Annotated in this window: 27 protein-coding genes; 6 read left to right on the top strand and 21 right to left on the bottom strand. The window is 63.2% G+C overall.

Going from position 1 to position 23,459, the window contains the following annotated elements; all coding sequences use genetic code 11:
- Window positions 1-3: 3 nt before the first annotated feature.
- From HNE_RS18810 to HNE_RS00740, 5 genes are all read right to left on the bottom strand, one after another.
- Window positions 4-876 (bottom strand): hypothetical protein, encoded by an 873-nt coding sequence (locus HNE_RS18810; RefSeq protein ID WP_233351961.1) that lies wholly within the window; start codon window positions 874-876, stop codon window positions 4-6.
- 76 nt (window positions 877-952) lie between these two features.
- Complete coding sequence (locus HNE_RS00755; RefSeq protein ID WP_011645186.1) at window positions 953-1,402, bottom strand: ExbD/TolR family protein; 450 nt, start codon at window positions 1,400-1,402, stop codon at window positions 953-955.
- A 12-nt stretch (window positions 1,403-1,414) separates the two neighbouring features.
- Window positions 1,415-2,125, bottom strand: coding sequence for a MotA/TolQ/ExbB proton channel family protein (locus HNE_RS00750; RefSeq protein ID WP_011645185.1), 711 nt, complete (start codon window positions 2,123-2,125; stop codon window positions 1,415-1,417).
- 317 nt (window positions 2,126-2,442) lie between these two features.
- Window positions 2,443-2,862: a YbgC/FadM family acyl-CoA thioesterase gene (locus tag HNE_RS00745; protein ID WP_324602987.1), complete on the bottom strand. Its 420-nt coding sequence runs from the start codon at window positions 2,860-2,862 to the stop codon at window positions 2,443-2,445.
- Between the two features lie 32 nt (window positions 2,863-2,894).
- Entirely contained in the window at window positions 2,895-4,040 is a 1,146-nt protein-coding gene (locus HNE_RS00740) for a DUF3137 domain-containing protein (RefSeq protein ID WP_011645183.1), read from the bottom strand.
- Between the two features lie 76 nt (window positions 4,041-4,116).
- On the opposite strand from HNE_RS00740, the gene HNE_RS00735 reads away from it, so the two are divergent.
- Window positions 4,117-4,515 carry a DUF983 domain-containing protein gene (locus tag HNE_RS00735; protein ID WP_011645182.1) on the top strand — a complete coding sequence of 133 codons (399 nt, stop codon included), beginning with the start codon at window positions 4,117-4,119 and terminating at the stop codon, window positions 4,513-4,515.
- Here HNE_RS00735 and ruvB read toward each other — a convergent pair whose 3' ends face one another.
- The 8 genes from ruvB to HNE_RS00695 all read right to left on the bottom strand — a co-directional run bounded on the left by ruvB (window position 4,516) and on the right by HNE_RS00695 (window position 10,956).
- Window positions 4,516-5,550: a Holliday junction branch migration DNA helicase RuvB gene (ruvB, locus tag HNE_RS00730; RefSeq protein WP_011645181.1), complete on the bottom strand. Its 1,035-nt coding sequence runs from the start codon at window positions 5,548-5,550 to the stop codon at window positions 4,516-4,518. It lies immediately after the preceding gene.
- Window positions 5,547-6,170, bottom strand: coding sequence for a Holliday junction branch migration protein RuvA (gene ruvA / locus HNE_RS00725; protein ID WP_011645180.1), 624 nt, complete (start codon window positions 6,168-6,170; stop codon window positions 5,547-5,549). Before ruvA ends, ruvB begins: the two co-directional genes overlap by 4 nt.
- Window positions 6,167-6,670 (bottom strand): crossover junction endodeoxyribonuclease RuvC, encoded by a 504-nt coding sequence (ruvC, locus tag HNE_RS00720; RefSeq protein WP_011645179.1) that lies wholly within the window; start codon window positions 6,668-6,670, stop codon window positions 6,167-6,169. The genes ruvA and ruvC overlap by 4 nt, the downstream gene beginning before the upstream one ends.
- Before the next feature lie 139 nt (window positions 6,671-6,809).
- Window positions 6,810-7,394, bottom strand: a complete 585-nt coding sequence (locus HNE_RS00715; RefSeq protein ID WP_011645178.1) for a fasciclin domain-containing protein — start codon at window positions 7,392-7,394, stop codon at window positions 6,810-6,812.
- Window positions 7,395-7,531: 137 nt separating this feature from the next.
- Window positions 7,532-8,629 (bottom strand): aromatic ring-hydroxylating oxygenase subunit alpha, encoded by a 1,098-nt coding sequence (locus tag HNE_RS00710; RefSeq protein ID WP_011645177.1) that lies wholly within the window; start codon window positions 8,627-8,629, stop codon window positions 7,532-7,534.
- A 12-nt stretch (window positions 8,630-8,641) separates the two neighbouring features.
- Complete coding sequence (locus tag HNE_RS00705; RefSeq protein WP_011645176.1) at window positions 8,642-9,217, bottom strand: protease inhibitor I42 family protein; 576 nt, start codon at window positions 9,215-9,217, stop codon at window positions 8,642-8,644.
- An 88-nt stretch (window positions 9,218-9,305) separates the two neighbouring features.
- On the bottom strand, window positions 9,306-10,136 hold the full coding sequence (locus HNE_RS18650; RefSeq protein WP_011645175.1) for a hypothetical protein: 831 nt from the start codon (window positions 10,134-10,136) through the stop codon (window positions 9,306-9,308).
- On the bottom strand, window positions 10,105-10,956 hold the full coding sequence (locus HNE_RS00695; protein WP_011645174.1) for a hypothetical protein: 852 nt from the start codon (window positions 10,954-10,956) through the stop codon (window positions 10,105-10,107). Before HNE_RS00695 ends, HNE_RS18650 begins: the two co-directional genes overlap by 32 nt.
- 125 nt (window positions 10,957-11,081) lie before the next feature.
- Here HNE_RS00695 and lepA point away from each other — a divergent pair, with 125 nt between their 5' ends.
- Entirely contained in the window at window positions 11,082-12,887 is a 1,806-nt protein-coding gene (gene lepA, locus HNE_RS00690) for a translation elongation factor 4 (protein ID WP_035592358.1), read from the top strand.
- A gap of 19 nt (window positions 12,888-12,906) precedes the next feature.
- On the opposite strand, the gene HNE_RS00685 is transcribed toward lepA, so the two are convergent.
- Complete coding sequence (locus HNE_RS00685; RefSeq protein ID WP_035592335.1) at window positions 12,907-13,332, bottom strand: MAPEG family protein; 426 nt, start codon at window positions 13,330-13,332, stop codon at window positions 12,907-12,909.
- Between the two features lie 85 nt (window positions 13,333-13,417).
- Window positions 13,418-13,624 (bottom strand): hypothetical protein, encoded by a 207-nt coding sequence (locus HNE_RS00680; RefSeq protein WP_148205771.1) that lies wholly within the window; start codon window positions 13,622-13,624, stop codon window positions 13,418-13,420.
- A 198-nt stretch (window positions 13,625-13,822) separates the two neighbouring features.
- Here HNE_RS00680 and HNE_RS00675 point away from each other — a divergent pair, with 198 nt between their 5' ends.
- A complete protein-coding gene (locus HNE_RS00675) occupies window positions 13,823-14,563 on the top strand; it encodes a YceI family protein (protein ID WP_011645171.1) in 741 nt (246 codons plus the stop codon).
- Window positions 14,564-14,607: 44 nt separating this feature from the next.
- On the top strand, window positions 14,608-15,696 hold the full coding sequence (gene tsaD / locus HNE_RS00670) for a tRNA (adenosine(37)-N6)-threonylcarbamoyltransferase complex transferase subunit TsaD (RefSeq protein ID WP_035592339.1): 1,089 nt from the start codon (window positions 14,608-14,610) through the stop codon (window positions 15,694-15,696).
- Between the two features lie 364 nt (window positions 15,697-16,060).
- On the opposite strand, the gene HNE_RS00665 is transcribed toward tsaD, so the two are convergent.
- Window positions 16,061-16,750 carry a TetR/AcrR family transcriptional regulator gene (locus HNE_RS00665; RefSeq protein ID WP_035592341.1) on the bottom strand — a complete coding sequence of 230 codons (690 nt, stop codon included), beginning with the start codon at window positions 16,748-16,750 and terminating at the stop codon, window positions 16,061-16,063.
- Window positions 16,751-16,917: 167 nt separating this feature from the next.
- Between HNE_RS00665 and HNE_RS00660 the strand changes: the two genes are divergently transcribed.
- Entirely contained in the window at window positions 16,918-17,214 is a 297-nt protein-coding gene (locus tag HNE_RS00660) for a YciI family protein (protein WP_011645167.1), read from the top strand.
- Window positions 17,211-17,903, top strand: coding sequence for a glutathione S-transferase (locus HNE_RS00655; protein WP_011645166.1), 693 nt, complete (start codon window positions 17,211-17,213; stop codon window positions 17,901-17,903). The genes HNE_RS00660 and HNE_RS00655 overlap by 4 nt, the downstream gene beginning before the upstream one ends.
- Here HNE_RS00655 and HNE_RS00650 read toward each other — a convergent pair.
- From HNE_RS00650 to HNE_RS00630, 5 genes are all read right to left on the bottom strand, one after another.
- A complete protein-coding gene (locus HNE_RS00650) occupies window positions 17,887-18,711 on the bottom strand; it encodes a sulfotransferase family protein (RefSeq protein WP_011645165.1) in 825 nt (274 codons plus the stop codon). The genes HNE_RS00655 and HNE_RS00650 overlap by 17 nt on opposite strands.
- 70 nt (window positions 18,712-18,781) lie before the next feature.
- Window positions 18,782-19,321, bottom strand: a complete 540-nt coding sequence (locus tag HNE_RS00645; protein WP_011645164.1) for a hypothetical protein — start codon at window positions 19,319-19,321, stop codon at window positions 18,782-18,784.
- Window positions 19,322-19,459: 138 nt separating this feature from the next.
- A complete protein-coding gene (locus HNE_RS00640) occupies window positions 19,460-21,613 on the bottom strand; it encodes a PQQ-dependent dehydrogenase, methanol/ethanol family (RefSeq protein ID WP_011645163.1) in 2,154 nt (717 codons plus the stop codon).
- Between the two features lie 152 nt (window positions 21,614-21,765).
- Window positions 21,766-22,635 carry an orotidine-5'-phosphate decarboxylase gene (gene pyrF / locus HNE_RS00635; RefSeq protein ID WP_011645162.1) on the bottom strand — a complete coding sequence of 290 codons (870 nt, stop codon included), beginning with the start codon at window positions 22,633-22,635 and terminating at the stop codon, window positions 21,766-21,768.
- Entirely contained in the window at window positions 22,632-23,459 is an 828-nt protein-coding gene (locus HNE_RS00630; RefSeq protein WP_035592343.1) for a S1 family peptidase, read from the bottom strand. The genes pyrF and HNE_RS00630 overlap by 4 nt, the downstream gene beginning before the upstream one ends.

Raw genomic sequence — 23,459 nt, 5'->3', positions numbered from 1 at the left:
GTCTCAACCCTGTTTCGGGCCAAGCGTCACGTTGATATCTTTCCAAAGATCATAATCTTCCGCCGGCAGGCGGTAATTCCCGATCTCACCACATTTACGGACTGCCAGAAGCGCCCGGTCAACAGCAATGCCCGAACGGCCGACAGGGCGCGACCGGGGCGAGATCAGCTTGGCAGCCTCGGCCAGAGAACCATCACGGGCCAGTTTCACGCTCACAACGACATCAATCTGGTGTTCCGGCGGCAGGTCATCCACGCCGGTCCAGCATTCCATGATCTGACGGCGCAGCGCGGCCTGAAGCGAGGCGGTGGCGCCGGTGCGCTCCCCTGCCCCCTGCTGGTCACGGTCTGAATTGGCCAGAACGGGCCGGTCGGTCTGCTGTGTTTCAGGACGCTGCTCGGAAGCGCGTTTGGACTGAAGCGTGCTTTCGAAATCATCCAGAAAGTCGAGATCATCCTTCGGCTTGGCGGGTGGTTTTTCCACCGGCTTGGGCTTGGGTTTGGGCTCTTCTTTCTTGGGTTCGGGCTTGGGCTCGGGTTCCTCAACCGGTTCCGGCTCAGGCTCGCGCGGGTCGGGCACTTCGACCTCCGGCTCGGGCTCGGCGGCTTCCGGCTCTGGCGGGGGCGGCGTTTCTTCAACGGGCTCAGGGGCCGCTTCGGGTTCAGGCTCGGGCTCGGGCGTATCGGATTTTCTCAGCTCGGCGACATCGGAGATGCGGCCAATTTCAAGGAAGTCGATGGGCAGGTCCGCTGACGACGCGCACTGGGGCAGCTGCATCAGGATCTCAACAGAGCTGATGCCCGGCTGCTCGCGGCGCAGGCGCTCGATCTGGTCATCGCAATCATTGGTGTCCTGCGGCCATGAGACTACCGCCATGGCCAGCACGCTGGCATGCACAAGTGCGGAAACTGTCAGGCCACGAAGCATCGGTTGAAATTGGTTCCTTAAGCGGTCAGCGCGGTTGGTCGGACTTTTGTTCGGTCACGAAGGACATGCGGGTGAACCCGGCGCCACGCACTTCGGCCGTCACCTGCATCACGATGCCGTAGGGCACAGCTTCGTCGGCATAGAGGAAGACGTCCTTGTCATACCCCTCCCCGACAATCGCCTGGAGCTGGGCGCCAAGGCCTTCGATTTCCATTTCCGTCTGCTGGATCAGCACCGTGCCATCGGCCTTGACCCAGACGGTCAAGGGGGCGTCGTTGGGATCGGACTTGATCGGCGCGGAGGTTGTCCGCGGCAGGTTCAGCTGTTCGCCCCGCACCAGCATTGGCGCGGTGACCATGAAGACGATCAGCAGCACCAGCATGACATCCACAAAGGGGGTCACGTTGATTTCGGCGTTCAGGGCGCGCCGTCCGCGCCGCCCGCCTTTGCCACCAGAACCGAGGATCAGACCCATTGCCGCCCCGCCCTAATCGCGTGTTGCATCCGACGCGCGCCGGGAAAGGCGCACGAGGACATCCTGAGAGAAGGTATCAAGCTGATCGCCGAGCTTGGTCAGGTCGCTGGTAAACTTGTTGTAGAAGATAACCGCCGGGATAGCGGCGATGAGGCCGAGGCCGGTGGCAAACAGCGCTTCGGCAATCGGGCCGGCAACCGTGCCCAGGCTCGTATCCTGCTGTTCGGCAATGTTGAGGAAGGCGTTCATGATGCCCCAGACGGTGCCGAACAGGCCGATGAAGGGCGAGGCAGAGCCAATCGTGGCCAGGACCGACAGCCCGGCGCTGGCCCGGCCGATCTCGCGGTCAACGGCCGCGCGCATCGAGCGCTCGGCGCGGCTGACAATGGCGGTCGCCTCAACAGAGACAGGGCCTTTGCCCGCGTCGGCCCATTCACGGGCTGCCGAGATGAAAACCCGGCTGGCGGGGTCTTTGCCGCCCTGGCCGGGGCGCATGTCGATCTCGCCGGCGCGGCCGCTCCAGAAGGCTTCTTCAAAATCGCGCGATGACTTTTTGAGACCGCCCAGCTTGAAGAATTTTTCGCCAATCACGATCCAGGACCAGACCGAGGCAAGGAACAGTGCAAGCAGCACAAGCTTCACGACCGGATCAGCGGCCATCAGCAGGCTGATCAGGGAAAAATCCGAATGGCTGGCAACCGTGCCGATTGCGTCCGTTTCCATGGGTCTCGTTATCTCCTTGGCCTGCCGGGGCAACTCACCCTGCCCCGGACGGCTCCTGCGGTAGCAGAAACGTGGGGGGGTTCAACTGCGGGCACTGGTTATTTCCGCTCTGTAATCTATCGCAAATCCGGCAGAAACACGGCGTGTTGCAGGCTTTGCTCAGTCGATATGAGCGATACTGCATGATGGTTAAGCCATTATGGCGGATTCTTAATCTTTAAGCCGCGCTGACGGCCCACATAAAGCGGTGCATTGGGATTCAGAAATTGCCTGAATTTGGTCAGAGCCCGGGATGTCTTCGGCACCCCGCAGCGCCGTTAACCCGCCATCCACCTGTAAGCTTCCAGCCGCTCTGCAATTTCCTTGATCGGGCGGCGCAGGCGCCCGTCCGCATGGATCATCACGGCAGTGATCTCGGCCTCAGCGATCACCTCCCCTTCCCGCAGACAGGCCTGAGAGAAGCGGATACGCGGGCCATCCATGCCCAGATAGCGCGTGCGGATATGCAGAAGATCATCCACCCTGCCGGGCTTGCGATAGGTGACGTTCACATTCGTCAGCGTGAAGGCGGCAGGGTCTTCGCGCGCCAGCAGCGATTGATGGGAAATACCCGCATCGCGGAGATGATCTGACCGGCCCCGCTCAAAGAAGCGCAGATAGTTGGCGTGGTAGACCATGCCGGTGAAGTCTGTGTCTTCATAATAGACGCGCACGGCGATCCAGTGCTGGCGGGCCACGTCAAAGTTTTCAGAATCAAGATCAGGTAAGCTCATACCGTGCCCGTATCAGACTTGCGCGCCAGCATGAAGGCGTGGGCGAGCGTATCGACGAGGGTGAGTGCTTCTGCCATGTCCGAAGCCGTCTGCCGCAGCGTGTCCTCGCTCCAGTCCCCAGTGACGACATCGATCAGGGAAAACCGGTTCACGCCGGGAAAGTCGAACACGAGACGCCGCCCCTTGGCGACAGCGCGAAACTTGCCATCATGCGCCAGACCGATCACGCGCTCGATTACCGCCGGATTGAAGATCGCGCGGGCCTCCACCTGATCGGTAGACCGGAGGCGGTAGGCCGCGTCAAAGGCTTTCGGACCAAGGTCAATCTCCTCAAACCGTGCCGGGGAGGCTTCTTGCGGCCACCCCGCCTTGCGCGCCCTGAGCTGCGTGATCCCGTGCAGATCGAGCGGCGCGTCCAATACAATCACCAGATGATGAATGTCGGGCGCGTCCTCAACCCGCTCCACCCATTCGAACATATCAAATCCGATGCCGCGCCGAACACCGTGGAAACCGTCTTCCACCGTCGCCTGAGTGGCGGCCATCTCCTGATAGCGTTCCTTCTGTTCCCTGGTGCCGACGACATAGACATTGGACTCAATCATCAGTCCTGCCTCCCGCGCTGCGGCCACCGCATCATCCATGCCACCTTCCGCCTCGAACGTGGCCGTCAGATCGCGGAGTTCAGCCGGCGCCCAGGATTGCTGGGCCAGCCATTTGAGGGGCGCGGGCGCGCCGCCGGGCGTTGCGACATAGGAAAGCCCCAGAGGCGCAGAGAGCGCCGAGAGCGCCCGGCCCCGGATGATGAACCGCGCCTTTGCGTCCATCAGCACCCGAATAAGGCTGCGCCGGAAAAGAAAAAGGGCCCCCAAAATGCTGCCCAGAAAGAGAAGCGGGAAAAGAATGAAGACGAGCGTTTCGCCCCACCAGTTATTTGGCAAAAGCCCCTGAACGATCAGGAAGCTGATGACAAAGAAAATGAACCCGCCCGACACCGCCCCGCCGAGACGCCCCGTCAGCGCCTTTGCGTCCACCGGGCGCAGGTCCGCGCCCTCCAGCAAAGGCAGCACCTGCGCCTCTGCGTGGGCGCGCAGCCCGGCAAAGCCTTCTGTCTGTTCTATCTTATCCCATCCCAGCGCCATGACCGGAAGCTAGCAGGGCCTCCATGCGGCGTCATCCCTCATAACAGGGGGAGGCCAGCCGGGTGTAAGCAGGGCCATGCCCGAGCCACACCTCCCTTCCCCGGCCCCTTCGCCCGCCTGGCGCCCGCTGCTTCGCGGGCTGCGCCACCGCTGCCCGGAATGCGGACGGGGAAAGCTTTACGCACGGTATCTCAAACAAGTAGGCCAGTGCGCAGCCTGCGGCGCGCCGATCGGGCGCATCCGCGCTGAAGACGGGCCGCCCTGGCTGACGGTGCTGATCCTCGGGCCGTTTCTCGCGGGAATGACATTCGTCAGCGCGCGGCAGGAAAGCTGGCCGATCTGGCTCACCCTGCCCGCGCTGGGGGCGTTTGCGATCCTGGCAGTACTGATGCTCCTTCCCCGGATCAAGGGCGCAATTATCGGCCTTCTGTGGGCGATGGGCGGCGGAGCAGCCGGGACAGATGATGCGGGCTGATCAGTCTTCGTCTTCACCAAAAAGGGCAGATTGCTGGCCATTCGGCGCCTTCAGCCCCAACCGCTCATAGGCGAGCGGCGCAGCAACCCGCCCGCGCGGCGTGCGTGCCACATAGCCTTTCTGCATCAGGTAAGGCTCGATCACATCTTCCACCGCGTCGCGCGCTTCGGACAAGGCCGCCGCGAGCGTATCGGCGCCCACTGGCCCGCCCGCATAGGTTTTCACCAGCGCATGCAGATACCGCCGGTCGAGCGCGTCGAGCCCATCTTCGTCAATCTCGAGCCGCTTGAGCGCGCGGGCGGCTGAGGCGCGGTTGATGTCGGCCCCTTCGGCCTCGGCAAAGTCGCGCACCCGGCGCAAGAGGCGCAGCGCGATACGCGGCGTACCGCGCGCGCGGGCGGAAATCTCCACCGCACCATCTTCCGTGATCGGAACACCGAGCTTGCGGGCCGCCGCCATGACGATGCGGCCAAGCTCTTCGGGTTCGTAGAATTCCAAACGAACGGGGATGCCGAACCGGTCCCGCAGCGGCGTTGCGAGAAGGCCGGCGCGCGTGGTGGCGCCCACCAGTGTGAACGGCGCGAGATCGAGCCGCACGGAGCGCGCTGCTGGCCCCTCCCCGATCACCAGGTCGAGCGCGTAATCCTCCATCGCGGGATAGAGGATCTCTTCCACGATGGCCGGCAGGCGGTGGATCTCGTCAATGAACAGCACGTCATTGGGCTCAAGGTTCGTAAGGATGGCAGCAAGATCGCCCGCCTTGGCAATCACCGGCCCGGAGGTGGCGCGGAAACCCACGCCCATCTCCCGCGCGAGGATCTGCGCCAGCGTGGTCTTTCCCAGGCCGGGCGGGCCGAACAGCAACACATGGTCGAGCGCTTCCTTGCGCCCGCGCGCCGCCTCGACATAAACCTTGAGATTGGCCTTTGCCTTGCGTTGGCCAACATAATCCTCAAACGTCTGTGGGCGGAGGGCGCGGTCGAGCGCATCCCCGCCTTGGGCGTTGGGATCGGAGAGGGCGCCCTCGCGGCTCATCTGGCCAGTTCCTTCAGCGCGCCTTTGACCAGCGCGCCAACTTCTTCAGCCCCGTTCTTGGCCGCCGCCGCCACAGCCCTGGCGGCCTCGCTCTGCGAATAACCGAGATTGACCAGCGCGCTGACCGCTTCGCCCCGTGCGCCGGTGGCTGCCGAGGCCGGCTGGGCAGAGGCAAGGCCCGCAACAGCGGCCACTTCAAATTTGCCAAACCGTCCCAGAGGAGGCGCCTTGCCGGCCAGCTCGGTAACGATCCGTTCCCCGAGCTTCTTGCCGATACCCTTGGCGCGGGTGAAGGCGCCCGCATCGCCCAGCGCGATGGCATCCATGATGTCAGCCGGGGAAAGCCCGTCGAGAATGGCGAGGGCGGACTTTCCGGCAACGCCCGGCACATCCTGAAGGCGCACGAACCAGGCGCGCTCTTCATCGGTGGCGAAGGCAAAGAGGGTGATCGAGCTTTCGGTCACGCGCGTTTCGATATGCGCGGTGATCGCGTCGCCCGTCTGCAGCCTTGCCAGGAGGCGCGTTCCCGCGAGGGCGACATAGCCCACCCCGTTTACGTCAATCAGCACATGGTCGAGCCCGATGGCCGCAACCTCGCCCTTGAGACGACCTATAATCATGCCGCGCCCCGCTTCATCTGCAGCGGCAGATGGTGCGCCGCGCAGATGGCGCAGGCAAGCGCGTCGGCGGCGTCGAGCTTCATCTCCCCTGCCCTGGGAAGCAGGCGCTGGACCATGAATTTCACCTGATCCTTGTCGGCCGTGCCGGTGCCGACGACGGAGAGCTTGATCTGCCGGGGCGCAAACTCAGCGACCGAAACACCCGCCATCGCCAGCGCCGCCATCGCCGCCCCGCGCGCCTGGCCCAGTTTCAGCGCCGAGCGGGGGTTTGCGTTCACCAACGTTTCCTCAACCCCGGCCGCATGGGGCGCATGATGGCGAGCCAGTTCGCCCACCGCCTCGAAAATATGCCCCAGCCGCTCAGCCATCGAGAGGTCGGTCGGCGGGTCGATCACGCCATGGGCGATATGCACCAGGCGGGCGCCAGACTGCTCTATCACGCCCCAGCCGGTATGGCGGAGGCCCGGATCAATGCCGAGAATTCGAATCGGGGTGCTCATGCGCGACACCCTAACAGGCTGGGCGGTTAATGGAATCTTGCCAGTTTCACTTTTTGTTCGCGGTCCTGACAAAAAAGCCGCGCCTGCCGGAAGGGGCAGACGCGGCTTTTAAAGACCGCAAAGCGATCGTCAGAAGCGCTTATTCTTCCATGCGGGGGATCAGAACCCCGTCAATCACGTGAACGACGCCATTGGAGGCCTGAATGTCCGAGCTGGTGACCGTATACTGGTTCACCATCACCGAACCGTCCGCCATGCGGCGCACCGAGAGGTCAAGATTGTTGACGCTGGCGGTGGACGTCGCGGCGTCTTCAGCGGGCACATCGGCGGCCATCACGATCCCTGGCACGACATGATAGCTGACGATACGGGTCAGGTCGTCCTTGTTTTCCGGCAGCAGAAGCTCGTCGAGCTGGCCAGGGGCAAGCGCGGCAAATGCTTCATTGGTCGGCGCGAACACAGTGTATGGGCCAGGGCCGGCCAGCGTTTCGCTCAGGCCTGCAGCATCCACAGCAGCAAGCAGGGTCGAGAAATCGGGGTTATTGGCGACGACATCAACGAGCGTGACCTCTTCGACGGGCTGGGTGTCCGTCATCGTGTCTTCCATGGCAGTGTCAGGGGCTTCCACAGGCGGCGGAGCGACTGTCGGCGTACCTTCTTCAGCGGCGGGCGAACAGGCCGCGAGGGCAAACACGCTCGCGGCGGCAAAGAGAAACATTTTCATTGGACAGGTCCTTTTGGTGGCGCGCCAGGCGGGGAATGCGGGCGCGGGCCATAACATGGGGCGATCACGCGCCTCGGCCAGAGGGCACCCTTTCATTTGTCCGGGGCTTTTTCAGGGCAGGATAGAGGCAGTATGCCTCAACTCATCCATTTCAGGATGCGTGGTTCGATCGGATTGGCAAAGTCACGGTCTTCGCAGCGCGCGGCGGTCCATTCACGTTTCAGCATCTGATACCATTTGGCCTGCACATCGATGTCATCGATCCACAGCATCGCCTTCTGATGCGCCATGCCTTCATTCTGCAGGTCCACCATCCGGCCATCCTGGGCCAGGAATGTCTTGCCCATCCGCTTGGCTACCGGCACGGCGAGCTTCAGGAGCGGCGCGCCCGTCCACCAGGTAAACTGGGTAATCCGTGTACGTTTGGGCGCTTCCGGTGTCAGGCAGGTCAGCGTCAGCAGGCGCGCAGTGGCATTGGAGATGATCTCCCACCGGTAGCCCGGCAGCTGAAAACAGATCTCCGTCATCACATCGCCGCCAAATACCCAGCGATAGAGTTTTGAGTTTGAGGAAGGCGCATGCCGGTCAATCGCCCAGCCGCGCGTGATCGGCACGAACGGCTTTTCCTTGAGCTTGAGACCTGCAGACGGCGGGCGCCACCACCACTGATTATGCACAAAGGGCACATGCGCCGGGTCCATCAGGCCCACGACCGCATCATCCATATGCGCATTGAATACATCATGGATGACAAAGCCGGGCTTTTCCGGCAGCGGGCCGAAATCCGGGGGCGGAACAGCTGGCGGCGCAATACTGCGCGCATCATGCGCCACATAGATATAGACCGCGCCATTGGCCTCATGCACCGGATAGCGGCGCACTTTGACCTTGGACGGATCATACGGGCTGTCCCCGGTCAGGCTCGGCATCAGCCTGCAGCCGCCATCGGTCCCAAAGCGCCAGCCATGATAGGGGCACTGCAGCGTCCACTCGCCGGCCGTCTCCACCTGCTGGCCCGCAGACAGCGGCACCAGCCGATGGGGGCAGATGTCACGCAGGGCAAACGCCTCCCCTGCCGGGGTCCGTCCCACAACAACCGGCTCGCCCAGCATCATCACCCGCTGCTGCTGGCCCGCCTTCAGCTCCGCCGAGGTAGCAGCCAGATACCAGCTGTCGGTCAGGAAGCCCTCGGCATTGATGCCGGTCTTGGGGGGGGAGGACTGAGTGTCTGCCAAGAGGGGGCCTACCTACTCCGCAGCCGTGACCGTGACGGTCAGTTCAAACGTGTCGGACGGGGCCTCTTCGGTTTCCCATGGACGGCTCTCGGTCAGTTTGATCACGCCCGTGCCTTCGCCAGACGCTCTGAGATCGAAGCTCATATAATGATTGCCGCCGGTAAAGCCCGGCAGGTTCTGAAGCGCCGGATTGGTGGGCCGGGTGTTCTCCGCCGCCAGCTCCAGGAAGTCAGGCTTCTCAACGACCTGCCAGACATACCCCGCCGTTGGGATCGTCTCGAGTTCGATCCGGAGCACCTGCCCCATCGGCAGGGAAACGTCTCCGCCTTTCTGCCCTTCCCCGGCATAGACGACGCCCGACTCGGCCGCCGCCTGCGCCGCGTCCGCCGCAGCGGCCTGGTCGGCGTCGCTGGGCATCTCACCCATTTCATACTCGCCCATGGGCGCTTCCTCTGTTTCCGGCTCGGCCTCAATGGCGGGCGGCTCAACGTTGCCCGTGTCGATTTCGGCGCTCGTTTCAGCCGGCGTGCACGCCGAAATCCCGAGCGCAAGCGCCCCGGCCATCATGATTCCAATCGGGTGACGCATAAAAAAGCTCCTGTGGTTCGATGGCAGTATCGCTAAGTTCAGCGCCCGGCGAAAGCAACTCCGCAGAAATGCGGGGATTGCCGCAGGCTCAGCCGTCAGTGCGCGCCGAAAACTCGACCTGCCCGCCGCCCTCGAAGAAGTAGCGTGTCCAGAAGCCCCGCAACTTCGCGTCCAGCGCCGCCGGCAAGGGCGAGCGCGCCTCATCATGGAGCCGGCCATAGCCGATCAGGCGAATATTTGCGCCCGGCGTCCTCGCCAGCGCGCCATGCCCGGTCACAATCGACATCAGCTCGTCTTCGGGCAGAGAGGAAAACTTGCTCCAGGCGATCATGTCGCTGTTTTCCAGCATGTCGGAATACACCACGATACTGGTGTAGGGCTCCGCCGTCGAAGACCCTGTCCAGTGTCCGATGGTGCGGATGATGTCAGACCCCGACGCATCTTCCGCAGACGTGATGACATCACGCAGCGAGGTGGCCAGGCTGCCCATGAACTGCTGCTGGTCCTGCTTGGCCTTCATCGTGCTGCACGAGCCGACAATCTCATCCATCACGCCGCCCGCCTCAGGACAGCCCGGCTTGCAGGCATTGGCCAGCTGGCGCGTCTTGGAATAATGGTCGGAAATCGTCGCGATGATGATCCGGTCGCCCGTTTCGAGCCGGTCCACGACATTGCCGAGACTTTCGGTCAGCAAGGTCTGGTCGCCCGCATCAAAGGTGGTTGTCCGGTCGATGAGGAACAGGGTCGAGCGTTCGCTGAGCTGGCAGTAAGCCTCCGGAGTGCTGTTCACAAAGCCGGATCCGCCCGGCCCTGAGCAGGCCGACAGCAGAAGCGAGAGGGCGATGACCGGCAGGGCGAGCCGGCGTCCGGAAATGATGTTCATCGGATCAGGCGCTGGCCCTGTTGATCTGGTTGGCATGGCGGCGCTGCTCGATGGATTCGGCGTCAGCCCGCTGGCCCTTGATCAGCGCCAGCTGCTTTTCGGCTTTCTTCAGCTGAATGTCCTGCGCCTGAAAATCCGGATGGGGATCGTGGGAAAAATAGGCAGCTGTCAGGCCGACCGCGATGATGCCCATATTGATGGCAAAGAAAATCCAGCCGGAAATGCCAAGGCCGGCCTTGAACATGTCTCCGGCCACCTGCACGGCGCCCGAACCGGCCAGCACGTCGGCAAAACTCGCCTGCGGCTGGGTTTCAAAGTCCAGATACCCCTGACGGAGCACCGAGACGCCATAGATCAGGGCCACGATGATCGCCGAGATCAGGACCACCTGAATGATCTGCCCGGCCCAGCCTGATTTTTTCACATGATAGCCAAACCGGCAGAGCACCAGCCCCAGCCGGTGTGCCAGGGTCACCAGAATGACCCCGACGAGGAAGGCCACGCCCAGCGAAACGGTCGGGCTTTCCCGGAAAAACAGCTCAAAACTCAGCCGGTTCACCGGAATCTCGAACAGCATCAGGGCGACCATGAACGGCCAATAGAACACACTGCGCGCATAGCGCGGCTGGCGGTCGACTTCGGCCTGAATTGTGTCCCATTTGGCGTTGATCGTGCTGACGGCGTTCTCGGCGTCCGCGATGCGCCCGCCATACTTGGTCTCAATGGCGCTCATATTGCCAGCATGCAGCGAGTGGAGACGCTCGAGCTTGGCATCCTTGGCGGCGGCGCGATCTACGGCCTTGTCGTTCCCGATCACCCGGATCGACGAGGTACCCCGGTCTGCGTTGTCCGCCATAAGGTCATCCTCCAAAGGGGAAAACGAAGGCTAACTGACGTTTATGGCACTCGCAAGGCGAAGACCCACATCCCGCCCGCCTGCGCCCACTTTCCCAGCGCGCAAGTGCCCGCTATATGCGCCCGATGACACCGCGCGATAAAATCCGTAATTTTTCGATCATTGCCCATATCGACCATGGGAAATCGACCCTAGCCGACCGCCTGATTCAGGCCTGCGGCGGCCTCACTGACCGTGAAATGAGTGAGCAGGTGCTCGACTCGATGGATATCGAGAAAGAGCGCGGCATCACCATCAAGGCCCAGACCGTGCGCCTGTCCTATACGGCCAGCGATGGGGAAACCTATACGCTGAACCTCATGGACACCCCCGGACACGTCGACTTTGCCTATGAAGTCTCCCGGTGTCTGGCCGCCTGCGAAGGCTCTCTGCTGGTGGTGGACGCCTCGCAAGGCGTGGAAGCCCAGACGCTCGCCAACGTCTACCAGGCCATCGACCAGAACCATGAGATCGTGCCGGTCCTCAACAAGATCGACCTGCCTGCCGCCGATGTGGACCGGGTTAAGGAGCAGATCGAGGAAATCATCGGCCTTGACGCCTCTGACGCCGTGCAGATTTCGGCCAAGACGGGCCTTGGCATTCCCGACGTGCTCGAAGCCATCGTCAACCGCCTGCCCCCGCCGCGCGGCGGCGACCACACCGCGCCGCTGAAAGCCGCCCTCGTGGACGCCTATTACGACCCCTATCTCGGCGTCGTCGTCATCGTGCGCGTGCATGAAGGCATCCTGAAGAAGAAACAGACGATCCGCATGATGCGCACCGGCGGCGTCTACGAGATCGACAAGGTCGGCACGTTCAATCCCAAGCTCACCGAAGCCGATGCTCTCGGCCCCGGCGAGGTCGGCTATTTCGTCGCCTCGATCAAGGAAGTCGGCGATTGCTCGATCGGTGACACGATCACCGAAGACAAACGCCCGACCGACAAAGCCCTGCCCGGCTATAAAGATGTGCAGCCGGTCGTCTTCTGCGGTCTCTTCCCGATGGATGCAGGCGACTTTGACGACCTGCGCGCCGCGATGGGCAAGCTGCGCCTCAATGATGCGTCCTTCACCTGGGAGATGGAAACCTCCGCCGCGCTCGGCATGGGCTTCCGCTGCGGCTTCCTCGGCCTGCTCCACCTCGAAATCATCCAGGAGCGCCTCTCCCGCGAGTTTGACCTCGACCTCATCGCGACCGCGCCCAGTGTTGTCTATGAAATGTCGATGACCGACGGCACCGAGATCGAGCTGCACAACCCGGCAGACATGCCCGACGTTGTCCGCATCACCGAAATCCGTGAGCCGTGGATTGCCGCGACGATCTACACGCCCGACGAATATCTCGGCTCCATCCTGAAACTCTGCCAGGATCGCCGCGGTATCCAGATCGAGCTATCCTACGTAGGCGGACGGGCCTGCGTGAAATACGAACTGCCCCTCAACGAGGTGGTGTTCGACTTTTACGACCGCCTGAAATCCATCTCGCGCGGCTATGCGAGCTTTGACTATACCCTCATCGGCCACCGCGCCGAAAACCTCGTCAAGCTGCAGATCCTCGTCAATGAGGAGCCTGTCGACGCGCTCGCCATGCTCGTCCACCGCGACCGCGCCGAAAGCCGGGGCCGTCAGATGTGCGAGCGCCTCAAAGAGCTGATCCCACGCCAGATGTTCAAAATCCCGATCCAGGCGGCCATCGGCGGCCGGGTCGTCGCGCGCGAAACCATCAGTGCCATGAGGAAAGACGTGACCGCCAAATGCTATGGCGGCGACGCCACGCGCAAACGCAAACTCCTCGACAAACAGGCCGCCGGCAAGAAACGCATGCGCCAGTTCGGCAAGGTGGAAATCCCGCAGGAAGCGTTTGTGGCCGCGCTCAGGATGGATGGGGATTGATCCCCATCCAACGCCCGCCTCAGCTCACCAGCAGATAAATCGCCCGCCCCGCCAGCGGGAACAGCATCAGCGTGGACACCACGAAAAGGTAAAACCGAATCATCACGACATTCTTCGTCGCCTGCCAGAGCGAGTGGATGATCCGCAGACCAACATATGCCCAGGCAAGCCCCACATCGATCAAGCCAGCCTCACCGCTGACCGCCAGCACCAGCGCGATCGCATAAAAGATCGTCGGCTGCTCCATCAGATGATTATAATTGTCCGCTATCTGACGAACTTCAGAGGGCAGCGCGTTCCACGCATCCCCGCGCGTATGCTTGGCCTTCTCCGGGTGCAGCCGCGCCTTCTGCATGGCCGGAACACGCGTGGCGAGCATCCACGCCCAGACAATCAGCGTCCAGGCAACAAGTACGGCAACAGGCAGAAGTATCGCGGTGGTCATGTGCAACTCCCAGTTTTCTCCAAAGTGAAGACACCGGAAGTCTGCCAGCCTGCCCTCAAGACAATCAAGCGCTATTCGATCCGCGTCAAAACGGATTGGAAAAGACAGCCCAAGCCAATGCCGGAACGCACACCGTAACCAACATCCACATCCGCAGCATCGGTCCCACCGAGTGCGGCCCATAGGCCCGCGAGGAAAGCCCCTTTGGCCGGAATTTGCTCGCGCGGCGCTTCACCGGCACATACCGCTGTTTCGGCCGGCGAAACTCCAGAACACCGCTTTTGCGTCCCATCGGTTGCTCCTTCCACGTCCGATTCTGCAAAGCCTGTCAGCAAGACCCTCAGAAGCCGTTGGCGCAGCCGGTGAAATTTCATCTATCTCGTCAGTTGTCCGCAGGCCTTCCTGCCCGCCCCGCGCCGTTATTTCCTGGCTGGTAACGCCGCCCCGGAAGGTGCACACAGGGCACGCCTGACTGCGAAAGGAGTTCTCCATGCCCGCCCGCCCGATTGCCACATTCCTGCTTGCCGCCTTCAGCTTCAGCGCCTGCGCCAGCCCACCAGAGGCGGCCGCGCCGGCTGCCCCGGCCGCGGGCGCTGCCCCAGCCGCCGCCGCAATGGCCCCGATCGTCCCCGATCCCGCCCTGGCAAATGGCGCGGCCGCCGGCGTTTATAACCTCGACAAGCACCATGCGAGCCTTGTCTTCGCCGCCGATCATCTGGGCTTTTCAAACTATGTCGGCCAGTTCACGCGCTTTGACGCGACCCTGACGATTGACCCCGCCGCGCCGGAAGCCGCCACCCTGACGGCCACGGTGGACCCCACCTCGCTGACCATCCCCACCCCGCCTGATGGCTTCCTTGAAACGCTGCTCGGGGCGGACTGGTTCAACGCCGCGGCCTTCCCGGACATCACCTTCACCTCCACTGAAATCCGGCAGACCGGCCCGGCAGACGCCGACGTGACCGGCAACCTCACTTTCATGGGCGCCACCCTGCCTCTGACCTTCAAGGCCCATTTCAATGGCGCCTATCCGGGCTACCCGCCCTATGATCCGAACGCCCGCGCAGGTTTCCACGCTTCGGGCAGCCTCAGCCGCTCGGCCTTCGGCATGACGTATGGCCTGCCGCCCGAAGGCTCGGACATGGGCGTGGGCGATGAGGTGAAGTTCTGGATCGACGCCGAATTCACCGGCCCGCCTGCACCAGAGACGGCCACGCCAGAGGCGCCCTGACTTAGCCGCTTCTATCCTGCCCCCGCCCCCGCTATATGCGGGCGATGAGCAAGTCCCTGACGATCCTCGGTATCGAGACAAGCTGCGACGAGACCGCCGCCGCCGTGCTGCGCTATGAGGATGGCCGGGCAACGCTCCTGTCAGATGTGATCCGCACACAGCTGGCCGAGCACGCGCCCTATCTCGGCGTCGTGCCGGAAATCGCCGCCCGCGCGCATGCCGAGCTGGCTGACCTGACCGTCGCGGCCGCCATGAATGCCTCGGGCCTCTCTTATGCTGAGCTTGACGGCGTCGCCGCTACAGCCGGCCCCGGCCTCATCGGCGGCGTGCTTGTCGGGTTGATGACCGGCAAGGCCATCGCCCAGGCCGCCGGCAAGCCCTTCATCCCGGTCAACCATCTGGAAGGCCACGCGCTTTCCCCCCGCCTCAGTGAAGACTGCCCCTTTCCCTATCTCCTGCTGCTTGTCTCGGGCGGGCATTGCCAGTTCCTGGACGTGCGCGGCCTGGGCGACTATCGCCGCCTCGGCTCAACAATAGATGACGCGGTGGGCGAAGCCTTCGACAAGGTGGCCAAGCTCCTCGGCCTCGGCTTTCCCGGCGGCCCGGCGGTGGAAGCCCTGGCGCGAAACGGCGACCCGAAGGCCCACGACTTTCCACGCCCGCTCCTGAACCGCCCCGGTCTCGACATGAGCTTTGCCGGCCTCAAGACCGCCGTGGCCCGCGCGTCCGCAAACGCAAAGAGCGAAGCGGAAAAGGCCGACATCTGCGCCAGCTTCCAGGCCGCGATCTGTGACGTGCTGGCGGAAAAGGCCCGCCGCGCGCTGGAAGGGTTTGACGCGGGGGCCGGCGACAAGCGCTTCGTGGTCGCCGGGGGCGTTGCCTCAAACAAGGCCATCCGGGCCGCGCTGGAGACGGCCGCCACCGCGCAGGGCGCGCGCCTGATCGCCCCGCCCCTGCGCCACTGCACCGATAATGCCGCCATGATTGCTCTTGCCGGGGCCGAACATCTTGCCGCTGGCCTGTGTGAAACAGATGGGCTCGCCTCATCGGCCCGGCCACGCTGGCCGCTCGACGAAGCATCCGCAAAAGCAGACCCTGTCTTCGGTGCCGGCCGGCGCGGCGCGAAAGCCTGACGGGCTCACTTCAGGTCAAAAAAATACGGGCGCCTGTGTGAGAGGCGCCCGTTTCGCCAGGCTGCGGGTGGGAGGAAACCCCGCATCTGCCTGACCTGGCCTGCGGGCGACAGGGGAAGCGCCCGCGGCAAAGCCTCGTTAGAGGCAATCTCAACCGACGAAATGCGCCAGTTGCAGCGTCGCCCACATGACGAGGGCGGTCGCGGGAATGGCCGCGAGGAAGGACATGAGGGCCTGACGGTTTTCCTGGGACGAGGGAGACATGGGAGTGTGCTTTCGATGGGGCCGGGCAGCGACCACCGCCGCCCATAAACATCATATAGCACCCCATTGAGGGATAATCAATGAACGAATTCGATTTTGTTCAATGATCAGCGTTTAATTTATTTTTCAGGATCATTCCGCTGGTTTCAGCGCAGGCCGCTTCGGTGGCCGCCGTGACGCCATCCCAGGGCGGCGGAAGCGTTGCGCCCGGCGAAAGACCCGCCAGCAACAGGTCCATCACGCCGTCAATTTCGCGCTGAAGCTTGGGCAGGGTCAGTTTCGAGAAAAGCTGCGGAAAGCGGAATTTCATCAGCGCCGACTGCCACATCTCGGCGACCACATCGGGATTGTCGAGCTTGCGGAATTCGCCGGAAGCGGCCCCGTCATTCAGGATCTTGACCAGATAGGTCCGCTCGGTCGCCAGCTTGTCATTCATATAGAGCGGGCGCTCATCGCCGAGCACTTCGGCGACTTCGAGGATTTTGGCATCCTCATCGATGGCCGAGTAGGTTCGGGCAAGCTCGTAGTGGAAAATCTCGCGCATCCGGTCAGCCGCAGATGCCTTGCGCGCAACGATAACCCCAAAGGTTTCATAGGCTTCTTCGTTGAACTTGCGGGCCATCGCCTCGGCAATATCAAGCTTGGACGCAAAGAAGCGATAGATGTTGCCGGCGGACATGTTGCAGTCCTTGGCAATCTCCGCCATCGTTGTCTTCGAGTAGCCATAGTGAAGAATGCGTTCCACGGCCGCGTGGAGAATCATCTTCCGGGTATCATCGATCTGGGTCATCGGCGCAGTGTACAGCAAATTGCTGAACGATCAATACAGCGTTCAATATCCAATTTGTGTCATCTACAGGACATTCGCAGTATAGAGGCCCAAGCCCCAAGAAGGGCGATGACACTCCCATCCGGTCTGTGCCATAGCGGCGGCAGATCACACGGGAGATGCCTGCGATGCCGCTTTTCTGTCTGCACTGCCTCGACAACGAAACCGATGGCGCCGAGCGCCGCGCCGCCACACGCGCCACCCATCTGGAATGGGTCGCGAGCCTCGGCGCCGCGTGCCGCATGGCCGGACCGTTGCTCAGCGAGGACGGTAAAATGGTCGGCTCGGTCTTCCTGATCGTCGCCGAAAGCGCCAGCGCAGCCCGCGCGATCAATGCCGAAGACCCCTACACCAAAGCCGGCGTCTTCGGAGAGGTCCGCATCAACGAAACGCGATGGGCCATCGGGGAAGGCAAGCCCGCATGAGAAAGTTCATCTCCGGCAATCTCAATTATTCCAGCTGGTCGATCCGCCCGCTTCTGGTTGTCCGCAAGGCGGGTCTGGGCATTGAGGAGGAAATCATCCCCCTCGACTTTCCCGAGACGACAGCTCACCTGAAAGAGATCAGCCCCACCGCCAAGGTGCCGCTGCTGATCTGGGACGGGACGGAAATCTGGGAAAGTCTCGCCATCACCGAATTTGTCGCCGAACTGACTGAGCCCGGCGTGATCTGGCCAAAAGATGCGACCCGGCGCGCCATTGCGCGCGCTGTTTCATCCGAAATGCATGCCGGTTTCGCCGCGCTGCGCCAGGCCTGCTCGATGGACATTCGCGGTCGCGCGCCCGCTCCGCAGATGACCCAAGCCCTGGAGGCCGACATTTCCCGCATTCAGAAAATGTGGTCGGATCTGCGCGAAACCCATGGTCAGAATACGGACGAACCCGGTCCCTTCCTCTTCGGCGCCTGGTCTGCGGCCGACGCGTTCTACACGCCCGTCGTCACGCGCTTCCGCACCTTTGGCCTCCCGCTCACAGGCGCAGCAGCAGACTATGCCGCCGCCGTCCTGGAAGATCCTCTGTTCACGGAACTGGAGGCCCAGGCTGCTGCGGAGCCCTGGTGGATCAGCTATGGCCCGGAAGGCCGCTCCAGCGGTTATCTCAAGCCGGAGGCGTGAGCAGGTCATACCCCAGATCATGCCGGAACAGCGTGCGGATATGCGCCGTATAAATGTCCATCGCCTCACCGGTAAACAGCTCGGCCAGTGACTGCTTGCGGTTCTGCAGCACGTTTGGCTCGCCGTCCGGATCGGCCTTCTTGGCCATCTCTTCCTTGGTGCCGGCAAACAGCGCGGCCTTGATCGCTTCAGGCGTCAGCGCGATGCCCCAATGGGCTGCAATCGCTTCCAGCGTCGCGCGCGGATTGCGCTGGGTCTCTTCATACTGAACCTTGAGGATCGTCTCAGGATAGGCCGCCTCAATCTCTCCCCAGCGGTTCCAGAAGCGCGCCAGCCAGTAAAGATCACACCGGAAGCGGGCCCCGCCCGGATCGCCCTTGAGATAATCCAGCCAGCTCACCTGGATGTCATACTCCCATTTGGCATGGTGGGAGGCCAGGATCGCCATCGGGTGACGGATACCGAGGACGTAATTGGGCAGTCCCGCGAGACGCCGCGCCCAGTCCCAGTCTGCCAGACGGTGCGGAATGGTATGGCTACGCGCCAGGCGCGGCAATTGCGGATAGACCGGCTTGTCTGTTGGAAAGCCGATATACGGCCGCAACGCATTCTCCGAATAATACTTCGGCCGCTCAATGCCATACGAATCGGCAAGTGCCACCGACAGCATGTACATCATCCAGTGCGTGCCGGAATTCTTCGACGTGACAAGAAAGCCATCAAACGCGCCATGCCGGAGAATGGAGAAGTTTACCCAGGTCTCGGAGCGCGCCTTGGCCAGATATTCTTTTGGCAACGGTGTTGTCATGACGAAAAGACATAGAGCCCAGGAGTCCTGATGCAACAGGCAATCCCCGCAACCTTAAAGCGGCTGCGCCCTAGGTCTTGAGCCCGGCCATGTCCCGGTAAATCTGCAGCAGCGTCATCTGCGCCCGTGTCGGCAGACCCTCCGCTTCCGACACGGCCACCAGCATCGCATCGAGATCCACCACTTCTTTCGGGCTCAGCTGGGGCGCCGTTACGACCAGCCGGCTGAGACGGCGCATCTGTTCATCCCCTGGCAGCTGGCTTCCGCCGACCCAGGCCGCATGCGCGGCGAGGTCTTCCGCTTCAGGATCGGAAAAGCCGAAATGGGTTTTGATCTCGTCCTCGATCACATCGGCCTGTTGCGGGCTCAGCGGACCGCCGCGCGCCAGGGCCATCATCATCATCATGATGGCGGCTGCCTCGCGCGGATCTTCGACCAGTTCGATGCCGCCCTTCCCGGCCCGCCATTTGAAGGCAAGCCGCCGGGGCGCATTGGCAACCGTCTTGGCCACCTCACCGAGCTCATCCAGGCCGCGCCGCGCCATCCGCAGGCGCCAGGTCCACACGGCAACGGCAGTCAGAATGGCAAACGCAGCGAAGATCACATGCATGGCGCTACTCTAATCCTCGGCGAGCGCTCGCGCCATGACCAATTCTGTAAGGTTGCCCTGCCCGCACGAACGCAAAAAAACGGGGCCTCGATGTGAGGCCCCGTTCTGTCTTTTGCAGTATCTCACCGATGCGGAAGATCAGTTGTCTTCGGCGGGCGGGCTCTCTTCCGCCGGCGCCGCTTCGGCAGGTGTGACCGCCGCATGCGCCTGCGTCAGCACATAGGCGCGGATCGCTTCAGACTCGTCCGGCGTGATGTAATCGGCAAACGAGACCATGCCGTTTGCGGCAAGGTTGCCGTCCAGCACGACGCCCTTCCAGGCATCGGCATTGGCCGAGATCGCAGACCAGCGCAGATCCGGCAGCACGCCGGAGGAAACCCCGAGCGGACCATGGCACACCGCGCAGTTACGCGCATAGTGGACCGCACCTTCAGAGATGACGGCCATCGACCCGAACGCTTCGGCCTTGGGCGTTGCATCAATCGGCGGCAGGCCGGAATCTGCAATCTCACCCGTCGCGCCGAGCTTGAACGTCACGACCTTGCCGACGGTGGATTCCACTTTCTCATCATAGGCAAATCCTGCCGCCAGCGCGAAGGCAGAGCCCCAGCCGGTGGTGATCGTCACATACTGCTCGCCATCGATCATGAACGTGCCGGGGCCGGACGCGCCGCCCGATTTCAGCTCATGGCTCCACAGCTTGTCGCCGGTGGCCGCATCATACGCGACAAACTCGCCGCCCAGCTTGCCCTGGAAGACAACTCCGCCTGCCGTCGACAGCACGCCGCCATTCCAGGCATTCTCATGCTCGACGCTCCAGCGCGGGGCGCGGGCAATCGGGTCCCAGGCAATCAGGCGGCCCTTGAGGCTCGCCCGCAGGAATTTCGCCACATCCGGCGGGGCAATCGGGGGCACGCCCGCCGAGAAATCAATGCCGGTATTCCAGCTGACGGGCCGCGCGGTGAAGCGGGAATCCTCGGCATAAGCCTGCGGAATCTCCTGGGCTGGAATATAAGCCAGGCCCTCATCGGGATTGAAGGCCATCGGATGCCAGTTATGGCCGCCGAGCGGGCCAGGTGTCTGCTCGAAGGGCTGCTTGGTATAGCGGGCCTCGGGCACTTCGATCGGCCGGCCGTTTTCATCCAGGCCGGTCGCCCAGTTGGTCGGCACATAGGCGTCGCCCGAGATATACTCACCGGTCGCCGCATCGATCACATAGAAGAAGCCGTTCTTGGGTGCCTGCATGGCGACCCGGCGCGAGGCGCCATTCTCGCCCAGCGGCAGGTCCGCCAGAATGATCGTCTGCGTGGCCGTGTAATCCCAGTTATCGCCCGGCGTAGTCTGGAAGTGCCACTTGTACGCGCCCGTCTCCAGATCCACCGCCACGATGGAGGAGAGGAACAGATTGTCCCCGGCCGAAGGATCGCGGAACGTCCGGTTCCAGGGCGACCCATTGCCGACGCCGAAGATGATCTGGTTGTTCACCTCGTCATAGACGATCGAATCCCAGACAGTGCCGCCACCGCCATCGGTGGTCCACGCGCCTTCATCGCCCCAGGTCACATTGCCGACCTGCACGAAGGCGTCATCAGACGCTGCGCCGTCTGGCTGCTTTTTCGGATTGGGTACTGTGTAGAAACGCCAGACCAGATCGCCTGAGCTTGTATCGTAAGCGGAGAGATAGCCGCGCACGCCCAGCTCTGCCCCGCCATTGCCGATCAGCACCTTGCCGTTCACCACACGCGGCGCGCCGGTGATCGTGTAGGGCTTCTCCTGATCGACTGTCACCTTGCTCCAGATGACTTCGCCGGTCTCGGCGTTGAGCGCTTCAAGCCGCCCGTCAATTACGCCGACATAGACCTTGCCGTCATAGACAGCGACGCCCCGGTTCACGACATCACAGCACGCCTTCACGCCCACGGCGCGATCCGCGCCCGGATCGTAAACCCATTTCTCTTCGCCGGTCTTTGCGTCCAGCGCATAAACGACCGACCAGGCGGACGTGACATACATCACCCCGTCGACCACGATGGGCGTCGATTCGACGCCGCGATTGGTGGCCAGGTCATAGGTCCAGGCAACGCCCAGCTCGCCGACATTTTCCTTGTTGATCGCGGTCAGCTTGGAATGGCGCTGCTCGTCATAGGTGCCGCCATAGGTCAGCCACTCATTTCCGGCGCTCTCGGCCGAAATCCGCGCCGTATCCACGGCGGCAAAGCCGCGCGGCTCGGCCTTCTGGACCTGCCCCTGCCCGCAGGCAGCCAGCACCAGCGCCGCCAGAGCGCCTGCCATCACGGGGCTGGCCCAACGGGCCGTCACAAATTTGCTCACGATAATCCTCCCAGACCTCGCCCTGCCGCGCAGGCGCGCGCAGGATCATATGGCCGGGAGACTAGCTGCTTGTAGGGTAATGTCGAGCCATGACGCGGCGGGAGTCGGCCCGCTCAGGCAACCGCCGCCAGGCGCAGCTCATCGCGCGCCTGAAGGATGGCGTCTTCGATGGCACGGCGCCAGCTGGCCTTGTCTCCGGCGTTCGCGGCAGCCTTGGGAAAATTGACCGAACGCGAGGCGCTGACGACGCCGCCTTCCCCGTTCACGAGGCCCGAACAGGCCTCTTCGGCCGCCGCGCCCTGCGCGCCATAGCCAGGCACCAGAAACAACGCCTTGGGTGCCAGCGCCCGCACCGCGCGCGCTTCCTCAGGGGCCGTCGCGCCAATCACCATCATCAGGTTAGACCAGCCGCACGGGCTCATCAGACGCTCGGTCAGCGGGGTCAGGGCTTCGGCCACCCGCACATAGAGCGGCGCGCCGCCCATGATGCGCGACTGGAAATCTGCCGCGCCGGGGTTGGACGTGCGCACAAGTACGATCACGCCCTTGCCATGCGCCTTGGCCTGCTTTGCGTAAGGCTCCAGCGTGTCGAGGCCCATATAAGGGTTCACTGTCAGGGCATCGCCCTCAAACGGCGCGCCCGGCGCCAGATACGCCTGCGCATAGCCTTCCGCCGTTGTGCCGATGTCGCCACGCTTTGCATCCATCAGAACGATCAGCCCCGCCGCCCGCGCTGCCTTGGCGGCGGCCTGCAGCGCCGCCATGCCTTCTGGCCCGTGACGCTCGAACAGGCTCGCCTGCGGCTTGACGACCGCAACCTTGCCGGCCGCGGCCTCGATAATCGCCTGCGACCATTTCCAGATACCTTCGGGCGTATCTCCGCCAAACAGGTCCGGAATCATGCCCGCATGTGGGTCAATCCCCACACAGAGGGGCCCAAACTTGCGCGTACCTTCGGTGAGTCGGGTGGCAAAATCGGTCATGAGCCCACCTCGCACATAACCTTGACGACCTGCAAGCGGCGCCGGGCCGTGTCCGAAGCCGCACCATAGTCGCGCACGCGGAACACGTCGGAAGGACCCGCTTCCCGGGGAACCCCCATCGTGGTCAGGAACGCATCCACAGATTGGGGCGCAGTTGTATAAATGCGGCCCCGGCGCGGGCTTTCGGCCACAATCACGCCGCGCACCGCGCCATCCTTGCCAAACACCGGTCCGCCCGAAATCCCACCCAATGTGCCCTGAAGGCCATTTGTACGCCCGATCTCGGCCCAGGCGAGGATCGGCATGTCAGATTCGCGCGCGCCCCGCGTCACCAGCCGGGACCGGCCGACCAGCTTGCTGGCAAGTTCGCCAGGCTGGCCCTGCGGGAACCCCACCAGATAGCCCTCGCTGCCGAGAAACATGGGCGAGGCCAGGTCCAGCCTGACCGGATTGGGGCTGCGCCCGGTCGAGAGCAGCGCCAGATCATGCCCGTCATCCAGAGAAATGCGCGCAACCGGCACATAATTGCCCGGCGCGACCTCCAGGCTCACCTTTGCGCATCCGTCCACCACATGACGGGCCGTCAGCCAGTCGCCTCGGGAGTTGACCGCAAAGGCTGTCCCCACACCATTCTGCGGTGGCCCGGTCTGCACTACGACCAGTTCATCCAGCGGCGACGGATCAGGCAGCAGCGGCCCCATTTCCTCGGCAATGATGGACGGCGGCGGCGGCGCGGGCGCTTCGGCTTCCGGGGCCAGCGAGAACACGACCAGGAGGATGAAGCCGAGCGCGGCGGCGTATATCACCCAGTCAAAGCCACGCAT

This window comes from Hyphomonas neptunium ATCC 15444 (assembly GCF_000013025.1).
Taxonomy (GTDB): Bacteria; Pseudomonadota; Alphaproteobacteria; order Caulobacterales; family Hyphomonadaceae; genus Hyphomonas; species Hyphomonas neptunia.
Note: the sequence above shows the minus strand (reverse complement) of the source record. Positions and strands in the feature narration are given on the sequence as shown.

What these genes read in the sequence shown, in the direction of transcription:
- HNE_RS00665 (WP_035592341.1), bottom strand. Translation starts at nt 16,750, where the DNA reads ATGACCCAGATCGATGATACCCGGAAGATGATTCTCCACGCGGCCGTG.
- HNE_RS00645 (WP_011645164.1), bottom strand. Translation starts at nt 19,321, where the DNA reads ATGCATGTGATCTTCGCTGCGTTTGCCATTCTGACTGCCGTTGCCGTG.
- HNE_RS00680 (WP_148205771.1), bottom strand. Translation starts at nt 13,624, where the DNA reads ATGGGACGCAAAAGCGGTGTTCTGGAGTTTCGCCGGCCGAAACAGCGG.
- HNE_RS00650 (WP_011645165.1), bottom strand. Translation starts at nt 18,711, where the DNA reads ATGACAACACCGTTGCCAAAAGAATATCTGGCCAAGGCGCGCTCCGAG.
- HNE_RS00755 (WP_011645186.1), bottom strand. Translation starts at nt 1,402, where the DNA reads ATGGGTCTGATCCTCGGTTCTGGTGGCAAAGGCGGGCGGCGCGGACGG.
- HNE_RS00640 (WP_011645163.1), bottom strand. Translation starts at nt 21,613, where the DNA reads ATGGCAGGCGCTCTGGCGGCGCTGGTGCTGGCTGCCTGCGGGCAGGGG.
- HNE_RS00715 (WP_011645178.1), bottom strand. Translation starts at nt 7,394, where the DNA reads ATGAAAATGTTTCTCTTTGCCGCCGCGAGCGTGTTTGCCCTCGCGGCC.
- HNE_RS18810 (WP_233351961.1), bottom strand. Translation starts at nt 876, where the DNA reads ATGGCGGTAGTCTCATGGCCGCAGGACACCAATGATTGCGATGACCAG.
- ruvA (WP_011645180.1), bottom strand. Translation starts at nt 6,170, where the DNA reads ATGATTATAGGTCGTCTCAAGGGCGAGGTTGCGGCCATCGGGCTCGAC.
- pyrF (WP_011645162.1), bottom strand. Translation starts at nt 22,635, where the DNA reads ATGACCGATTTTGCCACCCGACTCACCGAAGGTACGCGCAAGTTTGGG.
- HNE_RS00655 (WP_011645166.1), top strand. Translation starts at nt 17,211, where the DNA reads ATGAGAAAGTTCATCTCCGGCAATCTCAATTATTCCAGCTGGTCGATC.
- HNE_RS00750 (WP_011645185.1), bottom strand. Translation starts at nt 2,125, where the DNA reads ATGGAAACGGACGCAATCGGCACGGTTGCCAGCCATTCGGATTTTTCC.
- ruvB (WP_011645181.1), bottom strand. Translation starts at nt 5,550, where the DNA reads ATGAGCCGCGAGGGCGCCCTCTCCGATCCCAACGCCCAAGGCGGGGAT.
- lepA (WP_035592358.1), top strand. Translation starts at nt 11,082, where the DNA reads ATGACACCGCGCGATAAAATCCGTAATTTTTCGATCATTGCCCATATC.
- HNE_RS00735 (WP_011645182.1), top strand. Translation starts at nt 4,117, where the DNA reads ATGCCCGAGCCACACCTCCCTTCCCCGGCCCCTTCGCCCGCCTGGCGC.
- HNE_RS00675 (WP_011645171.1), top strand. Translation starts at nt 13,823, where the DNA reads ATGCCCGCCCGCCCGATTGCCACATTCCTGCTTGCCGCCTTCAGCTTC.
- HNE_RS00705 (WP_011645176.1), bottom strand. Translation starts at nt 9,217, where the DNA reads ATGCGTCACCCGATTGGAATCATGATGGCCGGGGCGCTTGCGCTCGGG.
- HNE_RS00695 (WP_011645174.1), bottom strand. Translation starts at nt 10,956, where the DNA reads ATGGCGGACAACGCAGACCGGGGTACCTCGTCGATCCGGGTGATCGGG.
- tsaD (WP_035592339.1), top strand. Translation starts at nt 14,608, where the DNA reads ATGAGCAAGTCCCTGACGATCCTCGGTATCGAGACAAGCTGCGACGAG.
- HNE_RS00685 (WP_035592335.1), bottom strand. Translation starts at nt 13,332, where the DNA reads ATGACCACCGCGATACTTCTGCCTGTTGCCGTACTTGTTGCCTGGACG.
- HNE_RS00630 (WP_035592343.1), bottom strand. Translation starts at nt 23,459, where the DNA reads ATGCGTGGCTTTGACTGGGTGATATACGCCGCCGCGCTCGGCTTCATC.
- HNE_RS00660 (WP_011645167.1), top strand. Translation starts at nt 16,918, where the DNA reads ATGCCGCTTTTCTGTCTGCACTGCCTCGACAACGAAACCGATGGCGCC.
- ruvC (WP_011645179.1), bottom strand. Translation starts at nt 6,670, where the DNA reads ATGAGCACCCCGATTCGAATTCTCGGCATTGATCCGGGCCTCCGCCAT.
- HNE_RS00740 (WP_011645183.1), bottom strand. Translation starts at nt 4,040, where the DNA reads ATGGCGCTGGGATGGGATAAGATAGAACAGACAGAAGGCTTTGCCGGG.
- HNE_RS18650 (WP_011645175.1), bottom strand. Translation starts at nt 10,136, where the DNA reads ATGCCAACCAGATCAACAGGGCCAGCGCCTGATCCGATGAACATCATT.